The following is a 16,279-nucleotide window of genomic DNA, read 5'->3' as shown; positions in this document are numbered from 1 at the left end:
ACGGAAAATGCGACCCTGAGGGATCAGCTGTTGTGAGGCCGGTGTGAGCCGAGCGTGGGGGAGTGTGCATGGGCGAAGTGTGGGTTGACGCGGGAGACGCGGCAGGGGCGGGAGCGCTCGCCGGATGGTTGCGGCGCGACCCCGGCGTGGCGCGGTCGGGCATCGAGATCGAGTCCAGAGGAACCGCCCCTTCCGAACCGTCCGGCGCGGACGGCGCGATGGGCGCCGTGGAGATGGTCACCGCCGTCTTCGACAGCACGGTCGGCGTCCTCTCGCTGCTCGTGGCCGTCGCCGCCTGGCGCCGCCCGCGCGGCGCCCAACCACCCCTGGTGCGGGTCATCGAGGACGACGGAACGGTGGTGGAGGGAACCGCCCAGGACGTGCTCGACACCGTACGGGCACGTCGTGAGCGCCAGCAGTCCGAAGCATGACCGTGCGCCTGTCGGCCCACACGTCCTCCCGAGCGGTCCTGATCGGGGTGCACGCCTACGCCGAGGAAGCAGGACTGTCCCCTCTGCCCGCGGTGCAGCGCAACATCAGCGCGCTCCGGGAGGTCCTGTGCGACGAGGTCGGCTGGGGCCTGTCGTCCGCCAGCTGCCGCGTCCTCGGCCCCGAGGCCACCGGCAGTGACGTCATGCGGGCCATCGACGAGGCGGTGCGCGCGGCGAGCGACACCCTCTTCGTCTACTACGCCGGGCACGGCCTGCTCCACCCCGACCGGCCCACCGAACTCCACCTGGCCCTGCACGACTCCAACGAGCGGCAGATGTGGCGATCGCTGCCGTACGCCTACATCCGCGACGAGGTGCGCGCGGCCCACCGCCAGCGCCGGCTGAAGTGCGCCGTGGTGCTCGACTGTTGCTTCAGCGGCGCGGCCGTCGAAGGAGGCATGAGCCACCCCGAAGCGCTCCTGAAGCAGGCCGCCGACATCGACGGCGTCTGCGTGCTCACCGCGAGCGCCGCCACCGAGCTCGCCTACGCGCCGCCCGGCGACGAGCTGTCCGCCTTCACCGGCGCCTTGGTCGACCTGGTCCGGACGGGAGTGCCCGAGGCCGGGCCCGTGCTCGACTTCGGCACGCTCCACGCGCGCCTGCACCAGCGCCTGAGCGCGCGGCAGCACCCCCAGCACCCCCAGCTCGGCACCCACAACTCCGGCGAGCGGATCGCCGTCTTCCGCAATCGTGCCTACGTCGAGCGGGCACCGGCCGAGGAGCACCGGAACGCGGCGGCGCCGCAGCCGCCCCCGGCGGAGCGCCTGTTCGGCCGCGACCGCGAGCTGCGGGAGCTCGCCGAGGACGCCGCCAAGGGGCCCGGGCTCCTCGTCATCCACGGGCCGCCGGGCGTGGGCAAGTCGGCCCTGGCCGCCGAGCTCCACCAGCGGCTCACCGGCCGCCGCCCGGGGCACGCCGAGGCCGGTTTCCCCGTCGTCCTCCTCGACGACGTCACGGACGCCGCCGAAGTGGCCCGGGCGGTCGAGGCCTCTCCCGACGCGCTCGTCGTGGTCACGAGTCGCGCCTCGCTCACCGAGGCGCGGCCCGGCACCCGCCGCTATCCGCTCGCGCCGCTCGCCCTACAGGACGCGGTCGAGATGATGCGGCACCTGTGCGGGCTGACCGGGCACGACACCGAACTCGCCGAGATGGCCCGGATGCTGAGCTGCTTCCCGCTCGCCCTGTACTCCGTCGCCGCCCGCCTTCGCCGCACGCCACCCGACCTCATGCTGGACGCCATGCGCGAGTCGGACCGGCCGCTGGAGCACCTGCGCTGGGACGACGACCGCGTCCGCGCCGCGTACACCATGTCGTACGAGGCGCTCGACGAGCGGCAGCGGCACGTCCTGCGCGCCTGCGTCAGCCACCCCGGGCCGGACTTCGACCGGCACTCGGCGGCGGCCCTGAGCCGGATGCCGCCCGGGATCTGCGGGCTGATGCTGGAGGAACTCGTCGACGCGGGGCTGCTCCAGCGCAGCGACGGGCGCTACGCGTTCCACGCCCTCTACCGCAGCTACTCGCAGACCAGCGCCGAGGAGCAGACCCTGTGCCGCACCTGGCTGTACCTGCACCTGCGGCGGCGCCTGAAGGTCACGCGCGAGGGCGGCGCCGACCGGGGCTGGCGCGTCGCGGCCCTGCCCGAGCTGCGCGCGGCCGCGCGGGCGGCGCGCCGGGACCGGTGGACCGTGGCGACCGAGCTGACCTGCGAGGTGGCCGACGCCCTCCGCGAGGAGCGGTGCCTCGACGAGGCCAGGGAGGAGGCCGAAGCCGCCTACCGCTACGCGGCGGGCCGCGCCGACGGCCGGGGCATCGCCCGCGCCCGGGGCTGTCTCGCCCTCCTGGGCGGCGAGCACGGGCCTGGTGACCAGCGGCAGCGCGCCCGCGAAGTGGCCGCCGTACAGCAGGAGGTGACGGCCGAGCTGCGCCGGGCGGCCGCCAGCGCGCGGCAGCGGCCGGGCGGCACGGCCGACCCGGCCGATCTCGGCCATCGGCTGATGGACCTCGCCGAGCGGGCCCTGGTCTCCGGGCTCGTCGACGACGCCATGCGGTTCCAGGCCGAGGCCCACGCCTGCTTCGAGGAGGCGGGGGACGACAAGCTCCTGGCCGAGTGCCTCGTCGGGCAGGCGGCGCTGCACACGTTCGCCGGGCGGTTCCCGGCCGCGGCGAGCCTGGCCGACCAGGCCGCCGGGCTCCTCGCCGCCCACAGCGACGAGGAGGGCGCCGCCCACGCCCACGCCTCGGCGGCGGAGGCCCTGCGCAAGGCGGGCGACCTCCCGGCGGCCGCCCAGCACGCCCATCGCGCGCTCACCCGGTTCCAGACGGCCGGTGACCCCGCCAGCCTCAACTACGCCTACCGCCTGGCCGCGAAGATCGAATGGGCGCGGCAGAACCACGCGCTGGCCCGGGACCTCCTGGACAAGGCCCGCGAGCTGCCCCGCTACCCCGGCGCCGCCGAGGAGGGCCCGTCCACCCGGGCCATCGCCCACCCCTCGCGGGCCGCCCGGGCGGAGCGGCAGGGGGAGAGCGGCGCGGCCCCCTGGACGGGGACGGCACCGGCACCGGGCCCGGAGTCCGGTCAGAGCGACCGCTGCCGTACGGGGTGACCTTCGGCGGAGCCGCGTGATCCGGGTGGCGCGTGCGGCGCGGTACCGCATGTAATACACCTGACACACCTGACACCTGTGCCGCACAAGGCACTTGAGCCGTACACGGCGCTTGAGTGCACGCAACGCCCCTGTGGAAAACCGGATCTTCCCCTTCCCCAATGACCTAAGGACGGCCCGCATGGCCAACAGTGCTCTTCTGGTGATGGACGTTCAGCGAGACGTGGTGGACATCGCGCACGGCAGAGGCGCGTTCGCCGTCGGCGCGTACGACGGAGTGGCGGCGGGTGACAGCTCGGAGTACCTCTCCCGTCTGGGCAAGGCGATCGACGGCGCCCGAGCCGCGGGCATCCCCGTCATCTACGTCGTGATGGGCTTGCGCGCGGACAAGGCGGAGGTGAGCCCGCGCAACAAGATAGTCACCACGGTCGCGCAGGCCGGGCTCTTCACGGAAGGCAACCCCGGCAACGAGATCCACCCGGACATCGCCCCTCAGGAGGGCGACGTCGTCGTCACGAAGCGGCGCGGCAGCGCCTTCTCGGGCAGCGACCTCGACCTGGCCCTCCGGGCCCGCGACATCAACAGCCTCGTCCTCACCGGCATCGCCACCAGCGGCGTCGTCCTCCACACCGTCTGCGCAGGCAACGACCTGGACCTCGACCTCACCGTCCTCGGCGACGCCTGCCTCGACCTCGACCCCGAAGTACACCGATTCCTCACGGAGAAACTGTTCCCGCAGTGGTTCGACGTGCTCACCGTAGAGGAGTGGATCACGGCAATCGCCCCCTGAGGTTCGCGAGGAGTCCGTCTACGGTGCTCCCGTGACAGGTTCCACGCCGCCCTGGGTCGACGGCGAGATCTCCGGCATGGACCGGCCCTGGGCGGCGGCCTGTCGCCCAGGGCCTACCGCCGGGTGGTCGGTCAGGTGCGGTCGTGCGACTGCGGCGGTCAGGGCCGTCGAGGTCAGAATGCTGTCCGGGATGACCGAGACCGAGCAGCCGGACGCGTTCCGGGCCCTGAAGGGCATGATCCACTCCCTGCGCGAGGGCGACGCCGGTCGATGGCCCGCTCCCCGGCGGCCGTCACGCCGCGCCGGGACAGGAGGGCGGGCAAGCGATCGGCGGCCGCGCTCGCCGAGGGGTCAGGCCAGCAGCCGGGCGAGCGCGGCCATGTCCGTCTCCGGGTCCACGACGGGCTGGATCACCAGCTCGTCGACCCCGGCCTTCTCCAGCGCGTCGATCCGCTCGATGACCTCGTCCCTGGTGCCGACCAGGCCGAACGTGTCCACCAGGGAGGGCACGATGAGCTCGCGGTCCTCGGGGGCGAGCCGCCCCAGGTAGTTGCGGTAGAGGGCCTGGTGACGCCGGGGATCGGTGGGGGTGGTGCCGCGGAGCTGGAGCAGGCGGTCGACCGCCGCGGCCTCCTCCGGAGGGAGGCCCGCGCGGAAGGCGGGGTTCTCCGCGCCGAGGATCAGTGCGCTCAGCGCGATGTGCCCCACCGCGTCCTTGACCGCGTCGCCGTAGCGGTCCTCGCCGTCGGCGAGGACGTACAGGGAGGACATGAGGTACGAACGGGCCTTCCCGGCACTGCCCGCGTCCCCCGCCGCCGCCCGCCGGGCCTGGCCGAGGGCCGACCAGGCCGCGGGGTCGTGCAGCCCGAAGGAGATCACTCCCGCGCCGAGCCGACCGGCGACCGCGGCGGCCTTCAGACCGAACGCGGCCACGACGAACTCCACCGGAGCCTCGGTGTCGACGTACGGCCCGACGTGCAGGAACCGCACCCTGCTCGACCGGGTCCCCTCGCGGTAGTCCGACTCGCGGCCCGCGGTGAGGTCCTGCAGGGCGGCCGTGAACGACTCCAGCTCCGCCATCTTGGTGGGCCGCATGCCGAGCGTACGGCGCGCCGTGTTGCCGGTGCCGACCCCGCAGACGACGCGGCCGGGGGCGAGGGCGTTGAGGCTGGCGACGGCCGCCGCCGCGGCGGGCGCGGAACGCAGTGCCGGTGAGGTGACACCGATGCCGAGCCTGATCCGGCGGGTGGCCCTGGCGCAGAGGGCGAGGCTCACGAACGGGTCGCCGTGGACCATCGGCGTGTCGTACACCCAGAAGCTGTCGAAGCCGAGTTCCTCCGCGCGGGCGGCCAGGTGTTCCACACCCGGCCCCGCTGTCATGACGATGCCGGTGCGCATGGCGGCTCTCCTCGCCGTCGAGTGAGGTGGCTGACGTGGCCTTCCCACCCCGGCCCGCTTCCACACATCGCGCGCCCGGGCACGGCCCGCACCCGCCGACCCGTCAGACACCTGTGAGCGTGCTGTTTGACCTTGACACCGTGGCAAGGTCTTCACTGCTCGTCCAGGAGGTGGTCTCGATGACGGTCACGAGGCAGGACGCGGACGGGACGCGGGCGGTTCAGGGGCTGGAGGACGGGCGGGCGTCCGTGCGGCTGCGGGCCGCGCTGGAGGTGGGGACGGCGCCCGACCCCCGCTTCGTGGACCGGGTCATCGAGCGGTGTGCGGTCGAGCCCGAGTTCTTCGTCCGGGACATGCTGACCTGGGCGCTCACCCGGTACCCGGTGGCGGTGACGCTTCCCGCGCTGCTGCGCGAGACACGTTCGGAGCGCCCGCAGGCGCGCAGCCAGGCGCTGCACACGCTGTCCAAGATCGGAGATCGGCGGGCGTGGCCCGCGCTCACGCGGACGCTGCTGTGCGACGGCGACGACGAGGTGGCGCGGAGCGCCTGGCGGGCCGCGGTCGTGCTCGTGCCCGAAGGCGAGGAGTCCGCGCTGGCCACGGTGTTGGCGACGCAGCTCGGGCGGGGTGGACGGGAGACGCGGCTGAGCCTCAGCCAGGCCCTCGCCGCGCTGGGGGAAGTGATCGTTCCGGTGCTGCGGGCTGCGACGATGGCCCCTGACCCGCGCGTGCGCACGCACGCGCTGGCCACGGAACGCCTGCTGCGCGACCCCGACGCCGGATTCGAGCTCGCGGTCGAGGAGGCGAAGCGCGTCGTGGCCCTCGGGGGGCCCGGCCAGGAGGGACGGTAGGACGTGTTGATCGGTGAGGTGGCGCGCCGCTCCGGAGTCAGTGCCCGCATGCTCCGGCACTACGAGTCGCTCGGTCTGGTGCGCCCTTCGGTCCGTACGGGCTCCGGCTACCGGGAGTACTCCGGGGCGGACGTCCAGCGGATCTTCCATGTCGAGAGCCTGCGGTCGCTGGGGCTCTCGCTGCGCGAGATCGGACGCGCGCTCGACGACCCCGGCTTCACGCCCGCGGCGCTCGTCGACGACCTCATCCGGCAGACGCGTGAGCGCATCGCGGCACAGACCGAGCTGCTCACGCGGCTGCGCCGGATCGACGCGGCCGACCCCGCCGACTGGGAGGGCGTCCTCCAGGCCGTCGCGCTGCTCCAGGCGCTGGCGTCGAAGCGGGCCGACGTACGCCAGCGGGCGGCCCTCTCCTCGGCCGACGAGGTGCCCGTGCCGGTGGAGGCCCTGGTCGAAGCGGCACTGAGCGAGGCCGACCCGAACGTCGCCGGGGCTCTTCGGTGGGCACTGGCGCGTTCGCGCGGCGACGGCCCGGCGCTGCTGGCCGAGGCCCTCGCCGCACCGGAGGCCGCGGTGCGCGAACGCGCCGTCCAGTGCCTCGCCGAGATGCCCGGCGACGAGGCGGCGGCCCGGCTGCACGACGCCCTCGCGAGCTCCGACGCCGTGGTGCGCGGATACGCGGCACTGGCCCTCGGGACATCCGGCGTGGCCGACGCCGCCCCCACGCTCATCGACATGATCGTGGAGGGGCGGCGCGACACGGACGCGGCCGACGCGCTGAGCGTGCTGGCGAGCGATGCCGCGGCGGCGGACCGGATCGCGAGCACGCTCGTCGACCGCCTCGCGCAGGAGGAGACCCCGGCGCCCGCACGCGGACGGCTGACCCAGGCACTGGCGGGCATCCCGGGAGAGACGGCCTCCCACGCCCTCGTGGAGCTGTCGCGCGACGCGGACCGTGCCGTGGCCGTGACCGCGGCGTATCTGTTGCGCCTGCGCGACGCTCGGTGAGGGCGCGTGCCACGGCACCGGCGCGGAAGGCGCCCGCCTACCGCGTGAGTTCGGCCAGTTCGTCCAGGCGCGTCAGCTTCCGCGGGTTGCGGACCACGTAGATCCGGGTGACCCGGCCGTGTTCCACCACGAGGCTCACCGCGGCGGGTTCGCCGTCGAAGGCGACGCGGCCCGCGGGGGCGCCGTTGAGCCAGACCGGCCGCGCGTCGAGCGCGGTGACCACCCGGTGGGCGCGGGCGAGCAGGGGCGCCACCGCGTCCGCCCCGTGGATCGGGGTCAGCGCGGCGGCGACCAGGCCCCCGCCGTCGGCGATCATGACCACGTCCGGGGCCATGACCTCCATCAGCTCCTGGAGGTGCCCGGTGCGCAGCGCGGCCAGGAACCGGTCCACCACGGCCCTCTGCTCCGACCGGCTCACCCGCACCCGGGGGCGTCGGGCCGCCACGTGTTCGCGGGCCCGCCGCGCGATCTGCCGCACCGCGGCCGGGGACTTCCCGACGGCCCCGGCGATCTCGCCGTACGGCATCGCGAAGACCTCGCGCAGGACGAACACCGCGCGCTCCGTGGGCGCGAGCGTCTCCAGGACCGTCAGCATGGCGACGGAGACGCTGTCGGCGAGCTCGATGTCCTCGGCGACGTCAGGGCTGGTGAGGAGCGGTTCCGGCAGCCACTCGCCGACGTAGTCCTCGCGGCTGCGGGACAGCGTGCGCAGCCGGTTGAGGGCCTGGCGCGTGACGAGCCGGACGAGGTAGGCCCGGGGGTCGCGCACCCGCGCGTGGTCGGCGTCGGCCCACCGCAGCCAGGACTCCTGCAACACGTCCTCGGCGTCGGCCGCCGAGCCGAGCATCTCGTAGACGACGGTGAACAGCAGGCCGCGGTGGGTGACGAAGGGGTCGTCGCTCATGACGCGGAGGCCGCGCCGGACGGCTGCGCACGGGCCGCCAGGGGGATCTCGCAGGCGGACGAGAAGCCCTGTGACTCGACGCCGTTCGCCACGTTGGCCCGGGTCGCCAGGTTGACGAAGGCGATGAACGCCGTGAGTTCGACCATCGCCGCTGGGCCGAGCCGCCCCAGCAGTCCCGCGTACAGCTCGTCGGTGACGGTGAGCGGCGTGCTGCTCATGGCCTCGGCGTACTCCATGACGTCCTGCTCAAGGGGGGTGAAGACGTCCGCCTCGCGCCAGCGCGGCACCTGGCTCGCCTTGGCCAGGTCCAGGTCGGCGTTGTGCGCCTGGAAGTAGCCGACGTCCAGGCACCAGCTGCACCCGACGAGGGCCGCGACGGCCATGTGCGCGAATGACTTGAGGCTCGCGTCGGCCGCGCCCCACGCGCCCACCTTGCTGCCGAACTCCAGGTTGTCCTGGGCGACCTGGGGGCTGTGCCAGAGGACTTCGACGTTCTCGGGCACGGCCCCGAGCTGGTCGGTCATGCTGCGGGTGAGCTCGGCGGGGAGCTCGGCCTTCGGGATGCGCAGGGCCATGGCGGTTCTCCTTGTACGAGTGCCTGATCGGCTGTTCGACATGAAGACACCGCCGGGCGCGCGGATGTGACACCCAGGGGCACCCCGGCTCAGGCCTCCGCCGCCACCTTCCGGGCCCACCGATAGTCCGCCTTGCCGCTGGGCGAGCGCTGGATGTGGTCGGTGAACACCGCGGAGCGCGGGATCTTGTAGCCCGCGAGACGGGCGCGGCAGTGGGTCTGGAGGGCGCCCAGGTCCAGCGGCGCGGCGCCGGGGCGGAGCTGGACGACGGCCGCGACCCGGGTGCCCCAGCGCTCGTCCGGGACCCCGGCGACCAGCGCGTCGTACACGTCGGGATGGGATTTGAGGGCCTGCTCGACCTCTTCGGGGTACACCTTCTCGCCGCCGGTGTTGATGCACTGCGAGCCGCGGCCGAGGACCGTGACGATGCCCTCGGTGTCGACCGTGGCCATGTCGCCGAGCAGGACCCAGCGCTCGTCGCCGCGCTGGAAGAAGGTCTCCGCGGTCTTCACGGGGTCGTTGTAGTAGCCGAGCGGGACGTGGCCGCGCTGGGCGATGCGGCCGGGCTCGCCGACGGCGACCGGCTCGTGGGTCACCAGGTCCACCACCTGCGTACGGGAGTTGACCTGGATGCGGAAGCCGCGCTCGGGGCCCGAGTCGTCCGTGGCGGTGCCGTTGAAGCCCGACTCGGACGAGCCGAAGTTGTTGAGGAGCATGACGTTCGGGGCGAGCTCAGCGAACTGGGCGCGGACCGTCTCCGACATGATCGCGCCGGAGGAGGAGACGCTGAAGAGGGAGGAGAGGTCGGTGCCCGCGCAGGGCCCGGTCAGCGCGTCGATCAGGGGACGCAGCATCGCGTCGCCCACCAGGGAGACGCTGGTGACCCGCTCGCGCTCGATGGTGCGCAGCACCTCCTCGGGGGCGAACCTGCGGTGGATGACCAGGCGTTGGCCGAAGTGGAAGCAGATGAAGGCGGTCAGCGTCGAGGTGCCGTGCATGAGCGGAGGCGTCGGGAAGAACGTGAGGCCGTCGCCCCCGGCCGCCACCCGCTCGGCCACCTCCTCGGGCCGGGTGACCGGCTCGCCCGTCGGCGCGCCGCCGCCGAGCCCGGAGAAGAACAGGTCCTCCTGGCGCCACATCACACCCTTGGGCATGCCGGTCGTGCCGCCGGTGTAGATGATGAACAGGTCGTCCGCGGAGCGCGGCGCGAAGCCGCGCGCGGGCGAGCCGGACGCCTCCGCCTCGGTGAAGGGCACCGCCCGCGGCCCCGCCGCGGCGGGGCCGCCGACCCGGATCAGCTGCCGCAGCCCGGGCGCGCGGGGGAGCGCCGCCGCCACCCGCCCGGCGAACTCGGCGTCGAAGACGAGCGCCGCCAGGTCCGCGTCCCGGTAGAGATAGGCCAACTCCTCTTCGACGTAGCGGTAGTTGACGTTCACCGGCACCAGGCGGGCCTTGAGGCAGCCGAGGACCGTCTGGAGGTACTCCACGCCGTTGTACAGGTGCAGGCCGAGGTGCTCGCCGGGGGTGAGGCCGCTGTCGATCAGGTGGTGGGCGACGCGGTTCGCGGCCGCGTCGAGCTCCGCGTACGTCAGGCGGCGCTCGGCCCCGGTGCCGGGGTGGTCCAGATACACGAGCGCCTCGCGGTCCGGCACCGCGTCGACGACTGACTCGAACAGGTCGGCAAGGTTGTACTCCACCGCTCCTCCTGACCCCGACGCCGTGACGTGCCGTGTGGCGGTCATCACAGCAGAGGGGCCCGGAAGGCGGAAGGGGCCGCGCGGAAGAAATCTGACTGAGTGTCAGAATGCTATTGAACTGGCACCTCGCCTCCTGCAACCTGTTCCAGGTCTGAATGACGGGAGGACGGCCATGGGTGGCACGGACCATCTCCTGGTGCGGCGCGAAGGCGCCACACTGGTGCTCACACTGAACCGGCCCGAAGCCAGGAACGCGCTCTCGCTGCCGATGCTGGTGGGCCTGTACGACGGCTGGCTGGCCGCCGACGCGGAGGACAGCGTGCGGTCTGTCGTCCTCACCGGGGCGGGCGGCGCCTTCTGTGCGGGCATGGACCTGAAGGCCCTGGCGGGCAAGGGGATGGAGGGCGCCGAGGACCGCGAGTGCCGCGCGCGGCTCGCGGCGGATCCCGACCTGCACTGGAAGGCGATGCTGCGCCACCACCGGCCGCGCAAACCCGTCCTGGCCGCCGTCGAAGGGCCCTGCGTGGCGGGCGGGACCGAGATCCTCCAGGGCACCGACATCCGCGTGGCGGGCGAGTCCGCGACCTTCGGGCTCTTCGAGGTCAGGCGCGGGCTCTTCCCGATCGGCGGCTCCACGGTGCGCCTCCAGCGGCAGATCCCGCGCACCCACGCCCTGGAGATGCTGCTCACCGGCCGCGCGTACACCGCCCGGGAGGCCGCCGACGTGGGCCTCATCGGCCACGTCGTGCCGGACGGCACCGCCCTGGAGCGGGCCCTGGCCATCGCCGAGCGGATCAACGCCTGCGGTCCCCTCGCCGTCGAGGCGGTCAAGGCCTCCGTGTACGAGACCGCCGACCTGAGCGAGGCCGACGGGCTCGCCGCCGAACTCAAGCGCGGCTGGCCCGTCTTCGACACCGCCGACGCCAGGGAAGGCGCCCGCGCCTTCGCCGAGAAGCGCCCGCCCGTCTACCGGCGGGCCTGACCCGAGGAGTCGGCGACATGCCCGACGCGCTCAGCGCCCCCATGGCCGTGGAGTTCCCCTTCACCCGCTCCCTCGGCCCCGTCCAGTCCGCCTTCCTGACCGGCCTGCGCGCCCGCACCGTGCTCGGCGTGCGCACCGCCGCGGGCCGCGTGCTCGTCCCGCCCGTCGAGTACGACCCCGAGACCGCCGATGAGCTACGGGACCTGGTCGAGGTCGCCGCCACCGGCACCGTCACCACCTGGGCCTGGAACCCCGCGCCCCGGCGCGGCCAGCCCCTCGACACCCCCTTCGCCTGGGTCCTCGTCCGCCTCGACGGGGCCGACACCGCGCTCCTCCACGCCTTGGACGCGGCGGGGCCCGACGCCGTCCGCACCGGTCTGCGCGTGCGCGTCCGCTGGACCGCCGAACGCACCGGCGCCATCACGGACATCGCCTGCTTCGAACCCTACGAGAGCGAGCCGACGGTCCATCAAATGCGAGTTCATACAGGTGAGTTCGCGGGTGAGGCCGTGACCGGGATCGTCGCCCCCGCCCGCCTCGACTACACCTACACCCCGGGCCGCGCCCAGAGCGGCTACCTGGCCGCCCTGGCCGAGCGCCGCGCCGTCGGCGAGCGCTGCCCGCGCTGCCGGAAGGTGTACGTGCCGCCGCGCGGCGCCTGCCCCACCTGCGGGGTCGCCACCGCCGAACAGGTGGAGGTCGGGCCGCGCGGCACCGTCACCACCTTCTGCGTGGTCAACATCAAGGCCAAGAACCTCGATATCGACGTGCCCTACGTGTACGCGCACATCGCGCTGGACGGCGCCGACCTCGCCCTGCACGGGCGCATCGGCGGCATCCCGTACGACCAGGTCCGCATGGGCCTGCGCGTCGAACCGGTGTGGACCGAGGACGGGCGCCACCCCGACCACTACCGGCCGACCGGCGAGCCCGACGCCGACTACGACACGTACAAGGAGCTGCTGTGACAGGTGAGTTCACCGGCGCGCCCAGGGACGTGGCGATCGTCGCCTGCGCACAGAGCGACCACCGGCGCCGCACCGACGAGCTCTCCGAGGTGGAGATGCTCATGCCGGTCCTGCACGAGGTCCTGGAGCGAACCGGCCTGACAGCCGCCGACATCGGCTTCACCTGCTCCGGATCCAGCGACTACCTCGCGGGCCGGGCCTTCTCCTTCACCATGGCGCTCGACGGCGTCGGCGCCTGGCCGCCGATCTCCGAGTCGCACGTGGAGATGGACGGTGCCTGGGCGCTGTACGAGGCCTGGGTGAAGCTCCTGACCGGCGAGGCGGACACCGCGCTCGTCTACGCCTACGGCAAGTCCTCGCCCGGATCCGTACGGGACGTCCTCACCCGCCAGCTCGACCCCTACTACGTGGCCCCGCTGTGGCCCGACTCCGTCGCCCTCGCCGCCCTCCAGGCCCAGGCCCTCATCGACGCGGGCCACACCGACGAGCCCGCGCTCGCCGCCGTGGCCGCGCGCAGCCGGGACGCGGCCGACGGCAACGCCCACGCGCAACTGCCCGGCGCCCGCCCGCAGGGGGAGTACGTCGTCCGCCCGCTGCGCACCGGCGACTGCCCGCCCATCGGCGACGGAGCCGTCGCCGTGATCCTGGCGGCCGGGGGCCGGGCCCGCGCCCTGTGCGCGCGCCCCGCCTGGATCCGCGGCATGGACCACCGCGTCGAGGCCCACTCCCTCGGCGTCCGCGACCTCACCGACTCGCCCTCCACCCGCCTGGCCGCCGAGCGCGCCGGAGCCTTCGCGCGTCCCGTCGACACCGCTGAGCTGCACGCGCCCTTCACCTCCCAGGAAGTCGTGCTGCGCAGGGCGCTCCGGCTCGACGACGACGTCCTCGTCAACCCCTCGGGCGGCGCGCTGGCCGCCAACCCCGTCATGGCCGCCGGGCTCGTCCGCGTCGCCGAGGCCGCCGGGCGGATCCACTGCGGCGCGTCCGACCGCGCGCTCGCCCACGCCACCTCCGGGCCCTGCCTCCAGCAGAACCTGGTCGCCGTCCTGGAAGGGGAGCCCCGTGCCTGAAGCCGCCACAGCGAAGGAGCACGTCGCGGTCGTCGGGATCGGCCAGACCAAGCACGTCGCCGCCCGCCGCGACGTGTCCCTCGCCGGGCTCGTCCGCGAGGCCGCCCGCCGCGCGCTCGACGACGCCGAGCTGGACTGGGCCGACATCGACGCCGTCGTCATCGGCAAGGCCCCCGACTTCTTCGAGGGCGTCATGATGCCCGAGCTGTATCTCGCCGACGCGCTCGGCGCGGTCGGCAAGCCCCTGCTGCGCGTGCACACCGCGGGCTCCGTCGGCGGCTCCACCGCGCTCGTCGCCGCAGGCCTCGTCGCGAGCCGCGTCCAGCGCACCGTGCTCACCCTGGCCTTCGAGAAGCAGTCGGAGTCCAACGCCATGTGGGGGCTCTCCTTGCCCATCCCCTTCCAGCAGCCGCTGCTCGCGGGCGCGGGCGGCTTCTTCGCCCCGCACGTGCGCGCGTACATGCGGCGCAGCGGCGCCCCCGACGCCGTCGGCTCCCTGGTCGCGTACAAGGACCGGCGCAACGCGCTGAAGAACCCCTACGCGCACCTGCACGAACACGACATCACCCTGGAGAAGGTCCGGTCCTCGCCCATGCTGTGGGACCCCATCCGCTACTCCGAGACCTGCCCGTCGTCCGACGGCGCCTGCGCCATGGTGCTCACCGACCGCGCCGGTGCCGCCCGCGCGCCCCGCCCGCCCGCCTGGGTGCACGGCGGCGCGATGCGCAGCGAACCCACGATGTTCGCGGGCAAGGACTACGTGTCGCCGCGCGCCGGGCGGGACTGCGCCGCCGACGTCTACCGGCAGGCGGGCATCGGCGACCCGCGCCGCCAGATCGACGCCGTGGAGATGTACGTGCCCTTCTCCTGGTACGAGCCGATGTGGCTGGAGAACCTCGGCTTCGCCGCCGAGGGCGAGGGCTGGAAGCTCACCGAGTCCGGCGTGACAGAACTGGACGGTGACCTTCCGGTGAATATGTCGGGCGGTGTCCTGTCGACCAACCCCATCGGCGCGTCCGGCATGATCCGCTTCGCGGAGGCCGCGCTCCAGGTGCGCGGCCAGGCCGGGGAGCACCAAGTCGACGGCGCCCGCAGGGCACTTGGGCACGCCTACGGCGGCGGCTCGCAGTTCTTCTCGATGTGGCTCGTCGGGTCCGCGCCTCCCACGACCTGATACGTACGCTTCCGCCCCGCCGCTGACCTGACGTCGCGGCCTGTGCGGCACCGGGGCGGAAAGCTAGGCTGGCGGCGGACGACGCACTGGGAGGAGCACGGACGTGGCCGACAGCACCACCACCACTCAGCAGCATCCGCTAGCGGGCTGGGAGAAGCCGGATCTGGACCTCAGCGCCGCCGAATGGCGGTCGAGCAGCGAGGGCCGCGGGGACGTGCAGATCGCCTTCGTCGAGGGCTTCATCGCGATGCGCAACAGCGGGCGTCCGGAGAGCCCTTCGCTGATCTTCACGCCCGCCGAGTGGGGGGCGTTCGTGCACGGGGCCCGGGAGGGGCGCTTCGACCTGACGTGACCGCCGGTGGCCGACGGCCACCGGCGGTCACGTGTCGGCCGCGCCGCCCCGGGCGGGCGCGGACCGGCCGGGCACGCCCGGCGCCGGGGCGGGCGCCCCCGTCGGGTCAGCCCGCGATGTCGCGCACCACGCGCAGCGCGACGTCCACGTCCCGCGGCGAGTTCATGACGCCGGTGCCGATCCGCGCGTACCCCAGGCTGTCGTGGTAGAGCGCGGACAGCCGGACCCCGCGCTCGGCCGCTTTCTCGACCACGGCGGAACCGGGCAGGTCCCGCACGCTGAAGCAGGTGATGCCCGCGGACATCCCGGGCGCCACGGGCGTGTGCAGCCGTACGCCCGGGATCCGGGCGAGCCCCTCCTTGGCCCGCGTCGCCAGCTCCGTGATCCGCCCGGCGACCCGGGAGCGGCCCAGGGCCTGGTGGAACGCGACGGACACCGGCAGGGCGAAGGCGTGCTCGTAGGCGAGGAATCCCCCCGGCGACAGCGCGGCGGCGCCCTCCTCCCCCATGAAGCTCGCGAACGTCGGGCGCACCTGGGCAAGCGCGTGCGGAGCCAGCCACACCAGGGCGGTGCCGCGCGGCCCGAGCAGCCACTTGTGCGTGCCCGCGACCACCACGTCGGCACCCAGGCGCGCGGCATCGGCGTCCACCGCGGCGAGCCCGTGCACCCCGTCGACGACCAGGAGGCAGCGATCGGCCTCCTTGCGGCCCCGGTTGGCCTCCCGGACCACCTCGGCGATGGCCTCGACCGGCATCCGCACCCCGGTCCTGGACTGCACCCACGTGACGCCGAGGACACGGGTCGTCGGGCGCAGCTGCGCCCGGACCGCGCTCACCACCTCCTCGGCGGTGGCCTCCCCGGAGTCGGCGAACCACGAGGCGAGGCGCACCCGGGCCCCGTGCTTCTCCGCCGCCAGGCGCGCGGCGCCCTGGTGCACCGAGTGGTCGTCCTCGCTGAGCAGGAACTCCTGGCCGGGGCGGACGCGCACGCCGTTGTACACGAGGCCGAGGCCGACGGTGGTGCTCGCGGCGAGCGCGATGTGGTCGGCCTCGCCGCCCAGGTACCCGGCGAGGGACGTCCGTACGCGGTCCCAGCCCGTCGGCCCGTCGGGCAGGTACAGCTTCGTCGGCACCAGCATCGGATCGGCGTCGAGCTGCCGGGCCAGATGGTCCACGGCCGCCCGCACCACCCGCGGCTGCGAGGCCAAGTAGAACGTCGCCAGATGGACCCAGGCCGGGTCGAGACGGAACTGCGCCCGCACCGTCCCCCAGTCCGGCCGTCCGTCAGGCCCCAGCAGCCGTCGGCCGCTCGCCGGGGCGGTGTCGACCGCCTCGGCGACCCCGCCGCCCCACGCGGCCACCGCCGCGGATCCGACCGCACCCGCCAGCACGCTCCGCCTATCCATCCAGATACCTC

16 protein-coding genes are annotated in these 16,279 nt (G+C 73.9%); 10 read left to right on the top strand and 6 right to left on the bottom strand.

Going from position 1 to position 16,279, the window contains the following annotated elements:
- Positions 1 to 68 precede the first annotated feature (68 nt).
- The 3 genes from ACIG3E_RS27620 (at position 69) to ACIG3E_RS27610 (ending at position 3,884) form a co-directional block, all read left to right on the top strand.
- A complete protein-coding gene (locus ACIG3E_RS27620; RefSeq protein ID WP_399621777.1) occupies positions 69 to 431 on the top strand; it encodes a hypothetical protein in 363 nt (120 codons plus the stop codon).
- The gene (locus ACIG3E_RS27615; protein WP_399621774.1) at positions 428 to 3,094 is read left to right on the top strand and encodes a caspase family protein; all 2,667 of its coding nucleotides are present in this window, start codon (positions 428 to 430) and stop codon (positions 3,092 to 3,094) included. Before ACIG3E_RS27620 ends, ACIG3E_RS27615 begins: the two co-directional genes overlap by 4 nt.
- A gap of 181 nt (positions 3,095 to 3,275) precedes the next feature.
- Positions 3,276 to 3,884: a cysteine hydrolase family protein gene (locus ACIG3E_RS27610; RefSeq protein ID WP_399621771.1), complete on the top strand. Its 609-nt coding sequence runs from the start codon at positions 3,276 to 3,278 to the stop codon at positions 3,882 to 3,884.
- 18 nt (positions 3,885 to 3,902) lie between these two features.
- Here the strand turns inward: ACIG3E_RS27610 and ACIG3E_RS27605 are convergent, their stop codons facing one another.
- Together ACIG3E_RS27605 and ACIG3E_RS27600 are read right to left on the bottom strand one after the other, a co-directional pair.
- Positions 3,903 to 4,121 carry a hypothetical protein gene (locus ACIG3E_RS27605; RefSeq protein WP_399621768.1) on the bottom strand — a complete coding sequence of 73 codons (219 nt, stop codon included), beginning with the start codon at positions 4,119 to 4,121 and terminating at the stop codon, positions 3,903 to 3,905.
- Between the two features lie 114 nt (positions 4,122 to 4,235).
- On the bottom strand, positions 4,236 to 5,282 hold the full coding sequence (locus ACIG3E_RS27600; RefSeq protein ID WP_399621765.1) for an LLM class flavin-dependent oxidoreductase: 1,047 nt from the start codon (positions 5,280 to 5,282) through the stop codon (positions 4,236 to 4,238).
- A gap of 179 nt (positions 5,283 to 5,461) precedes the next feature.
- On the opposite strand from ACIG3E_RS27600, the gene ACIG3E_RS27595 reads away from it, so the two are divergent.
- Together ACIG3E_RS27595 and ACIG3E_RS27590 are read left to right on the top strand one after the other, a co-directional pair.
- A complete protein-coding gene (locus tag ACIG3E_RS27595) occupies positions 5,462 to 6,133 on the top strand; it encodes a HEAT repeat domain-containing protein (RefSeq protein WP_399622220.1) in 672 nt (223 codons plus the stop codon).
- 3 nt (positions 6,134 to 6,136) lie between these two features.
- Positions 6,137 to 7,141, top strand: coding sequence for a MerR family transcriptional regulator (locus ACIG3E_RS27590; RefSeq protein WP_399621763.1), 1,005 nt, complete (start codon positions 6,137 to 6,139; stop codon positions 7,139 to 7,141).
- A gap of 37 nt (positions 7,142 to 7,178) precedes the next feature.
- On the opposite strand, the gene ACIG3E_RS27585 is transcribed toward ACIG3E_RS27590, so the two are convergent.
- The 3 genes from ACIG3E_RS27585 to ACIG3E_RS27575 all read right to left on the bottom strand — a co-directional run bounded on the left by ACIG3E_RS27585 (position 7,179) and on the right by ACIG3E_RS27575 (position 10,317).
- Positions 7,179 to 8,045 (bottom strand): RNA polymerase sigma-70 factor, encoded by an 867-nt coding sequence (locus ACIG3E_RS27585; RefSeq protein WP_399621761.1) that lies wholly within the window; start codon positions 8,043 to 8,045, stop codon positions 7,179 to 7,181.
- Positions 8,042 to 8,620 carry a carboxymuconolactone decarboxylase family protein gene (locus ACIG3E_RS27580; RefSeq protein ID WP_399621758.1) on the bottom strand — a complete coding sequence of 193 codons (579 nt, stop codon included), beginning with the start codon at positions 8,618 to 8,620 and terminating at the stop codon, positions 8,042 to 8,044. Before ACIG3E_RS27580 ends, ACIG3E_RS27585 begins: the two co-directional genes overlap by 4 nt.
- A gap of 89 nt (positions 8,621 to 8,709) precedes the next feature.
- Positions 8,710 to 10,317: an acyl-CoA synthetase gene (locus ACIG3E_RS27575; RefSeq protein WP_399621755.1), complete on the bottom strand. Its 1,608-nt coding sequence runs from the start codon at positions 10,315 to 10,317 to the stop codon at positions 8,710 to 8,712.
- Positions 10,318 to 10,489: 172 nt separating this feature from the next.
- On the opposite strand from ACIG3E_RS27575, the gene ACIG3E_RS27570 reads away from it, so the two are divergent.
- From ACIG3E_RS27570 to ACIG3E_RS27550, 5 genes are all read left to right on the top strand, one after another.
- On the top strand, positions 10,490 to 11,299 hold the full coding sequence (locus ACIG3E_RS27570) for a crotonase/enoyl-CoA hydratase family protein (RefSeq protein WP_399621752.1): 810 nt from the start codon (positions 10,490 to 10,492) through the stop codon (positions 11,297 to 11,299).
- 17 nt (positions 11,300 to 11,316) lie between these two features.
- Positions 11,317 to 12,267, top strand: a complete 951-nt coding sequence (locus tag ACIG3E_RS27565; protein WP_399621751.1) for a Zn-ribbon domain-containing OB-fold protein — start codon at positions 11,317 to 11,319, stop codon at positions 12,265 to 12,267.
- On the top strand, positions 12,264 to 13,337 hold the full coding sequence (locus ACIG3E_RS27560; RefSeq protein WP_399621748.1) for a thiolase domain-containing protein: 1,074 nt from the start codon (positions 12,264 to 12,266) through the stop codon (positions 13,335 to 13,337). Before ACIG3E_RS27565 ends, ACIG3E_RS27560 begins: the two co-directional genes overlap by 4 nt.
- Positions 13,330 to 14,511: a thiolase domain-containing protein gene (locus tag ACIG3E_RS27555; RefSeq protein WP_399621746.1), complete on the top strand. Its 1,182-nt coding sequence runs from the start codon at positions 13,330 to 13,332 to the stop codon at positions 14,509 to 14,511. Before ACIG3E_RS27560 ends, ACIG3E_RS27555 begins: the two co-directional genes overlap by 8 nt.
- Positions 14,512 to 14,614: 103 nt before the next feature.
- Entirely contained in the window at positions 14,615 to 14,863 is a 249-nt protein-coding gene (locus ACIG3E_RS27550) for a DUF397 domain-containing protein (RefSeq protein WP_138965071.1), read from the top strand.
- 106 nt (positions 14,864 to 14,969) lie between these two features.
- Here ACIG3E_RS27550 and ACIG3E_RS27545 read toward each other — a convergent pair whose 3' ends face one another.
- Positions 14,970 to 16,268, bottom strand: a complete 1,299-nt coding sequence (locus tag ACIG3E_RS27545) for an aminotransferase class V-fold PLP-dependent enzyme (protein WP_399621743.1) — start codon at positions 16,266 to 16,268, stop codon at positions 14,970 to 14,972.
- Positions 16,269 to 16,279: the final 11 nt, after the last annotated feature.

This window comes from Streptomyces sp. NPDC053474 (assembly GCF_044544845.1).
Classification (GTDB): Bacteria; Actinomycetota; Actinomycetes; order Streptomycetales; family Streptomycetaceae; genus Streptomyces.
This window is presented reverse-complemented; position numbering and strand designations above follow the sequence as displayed.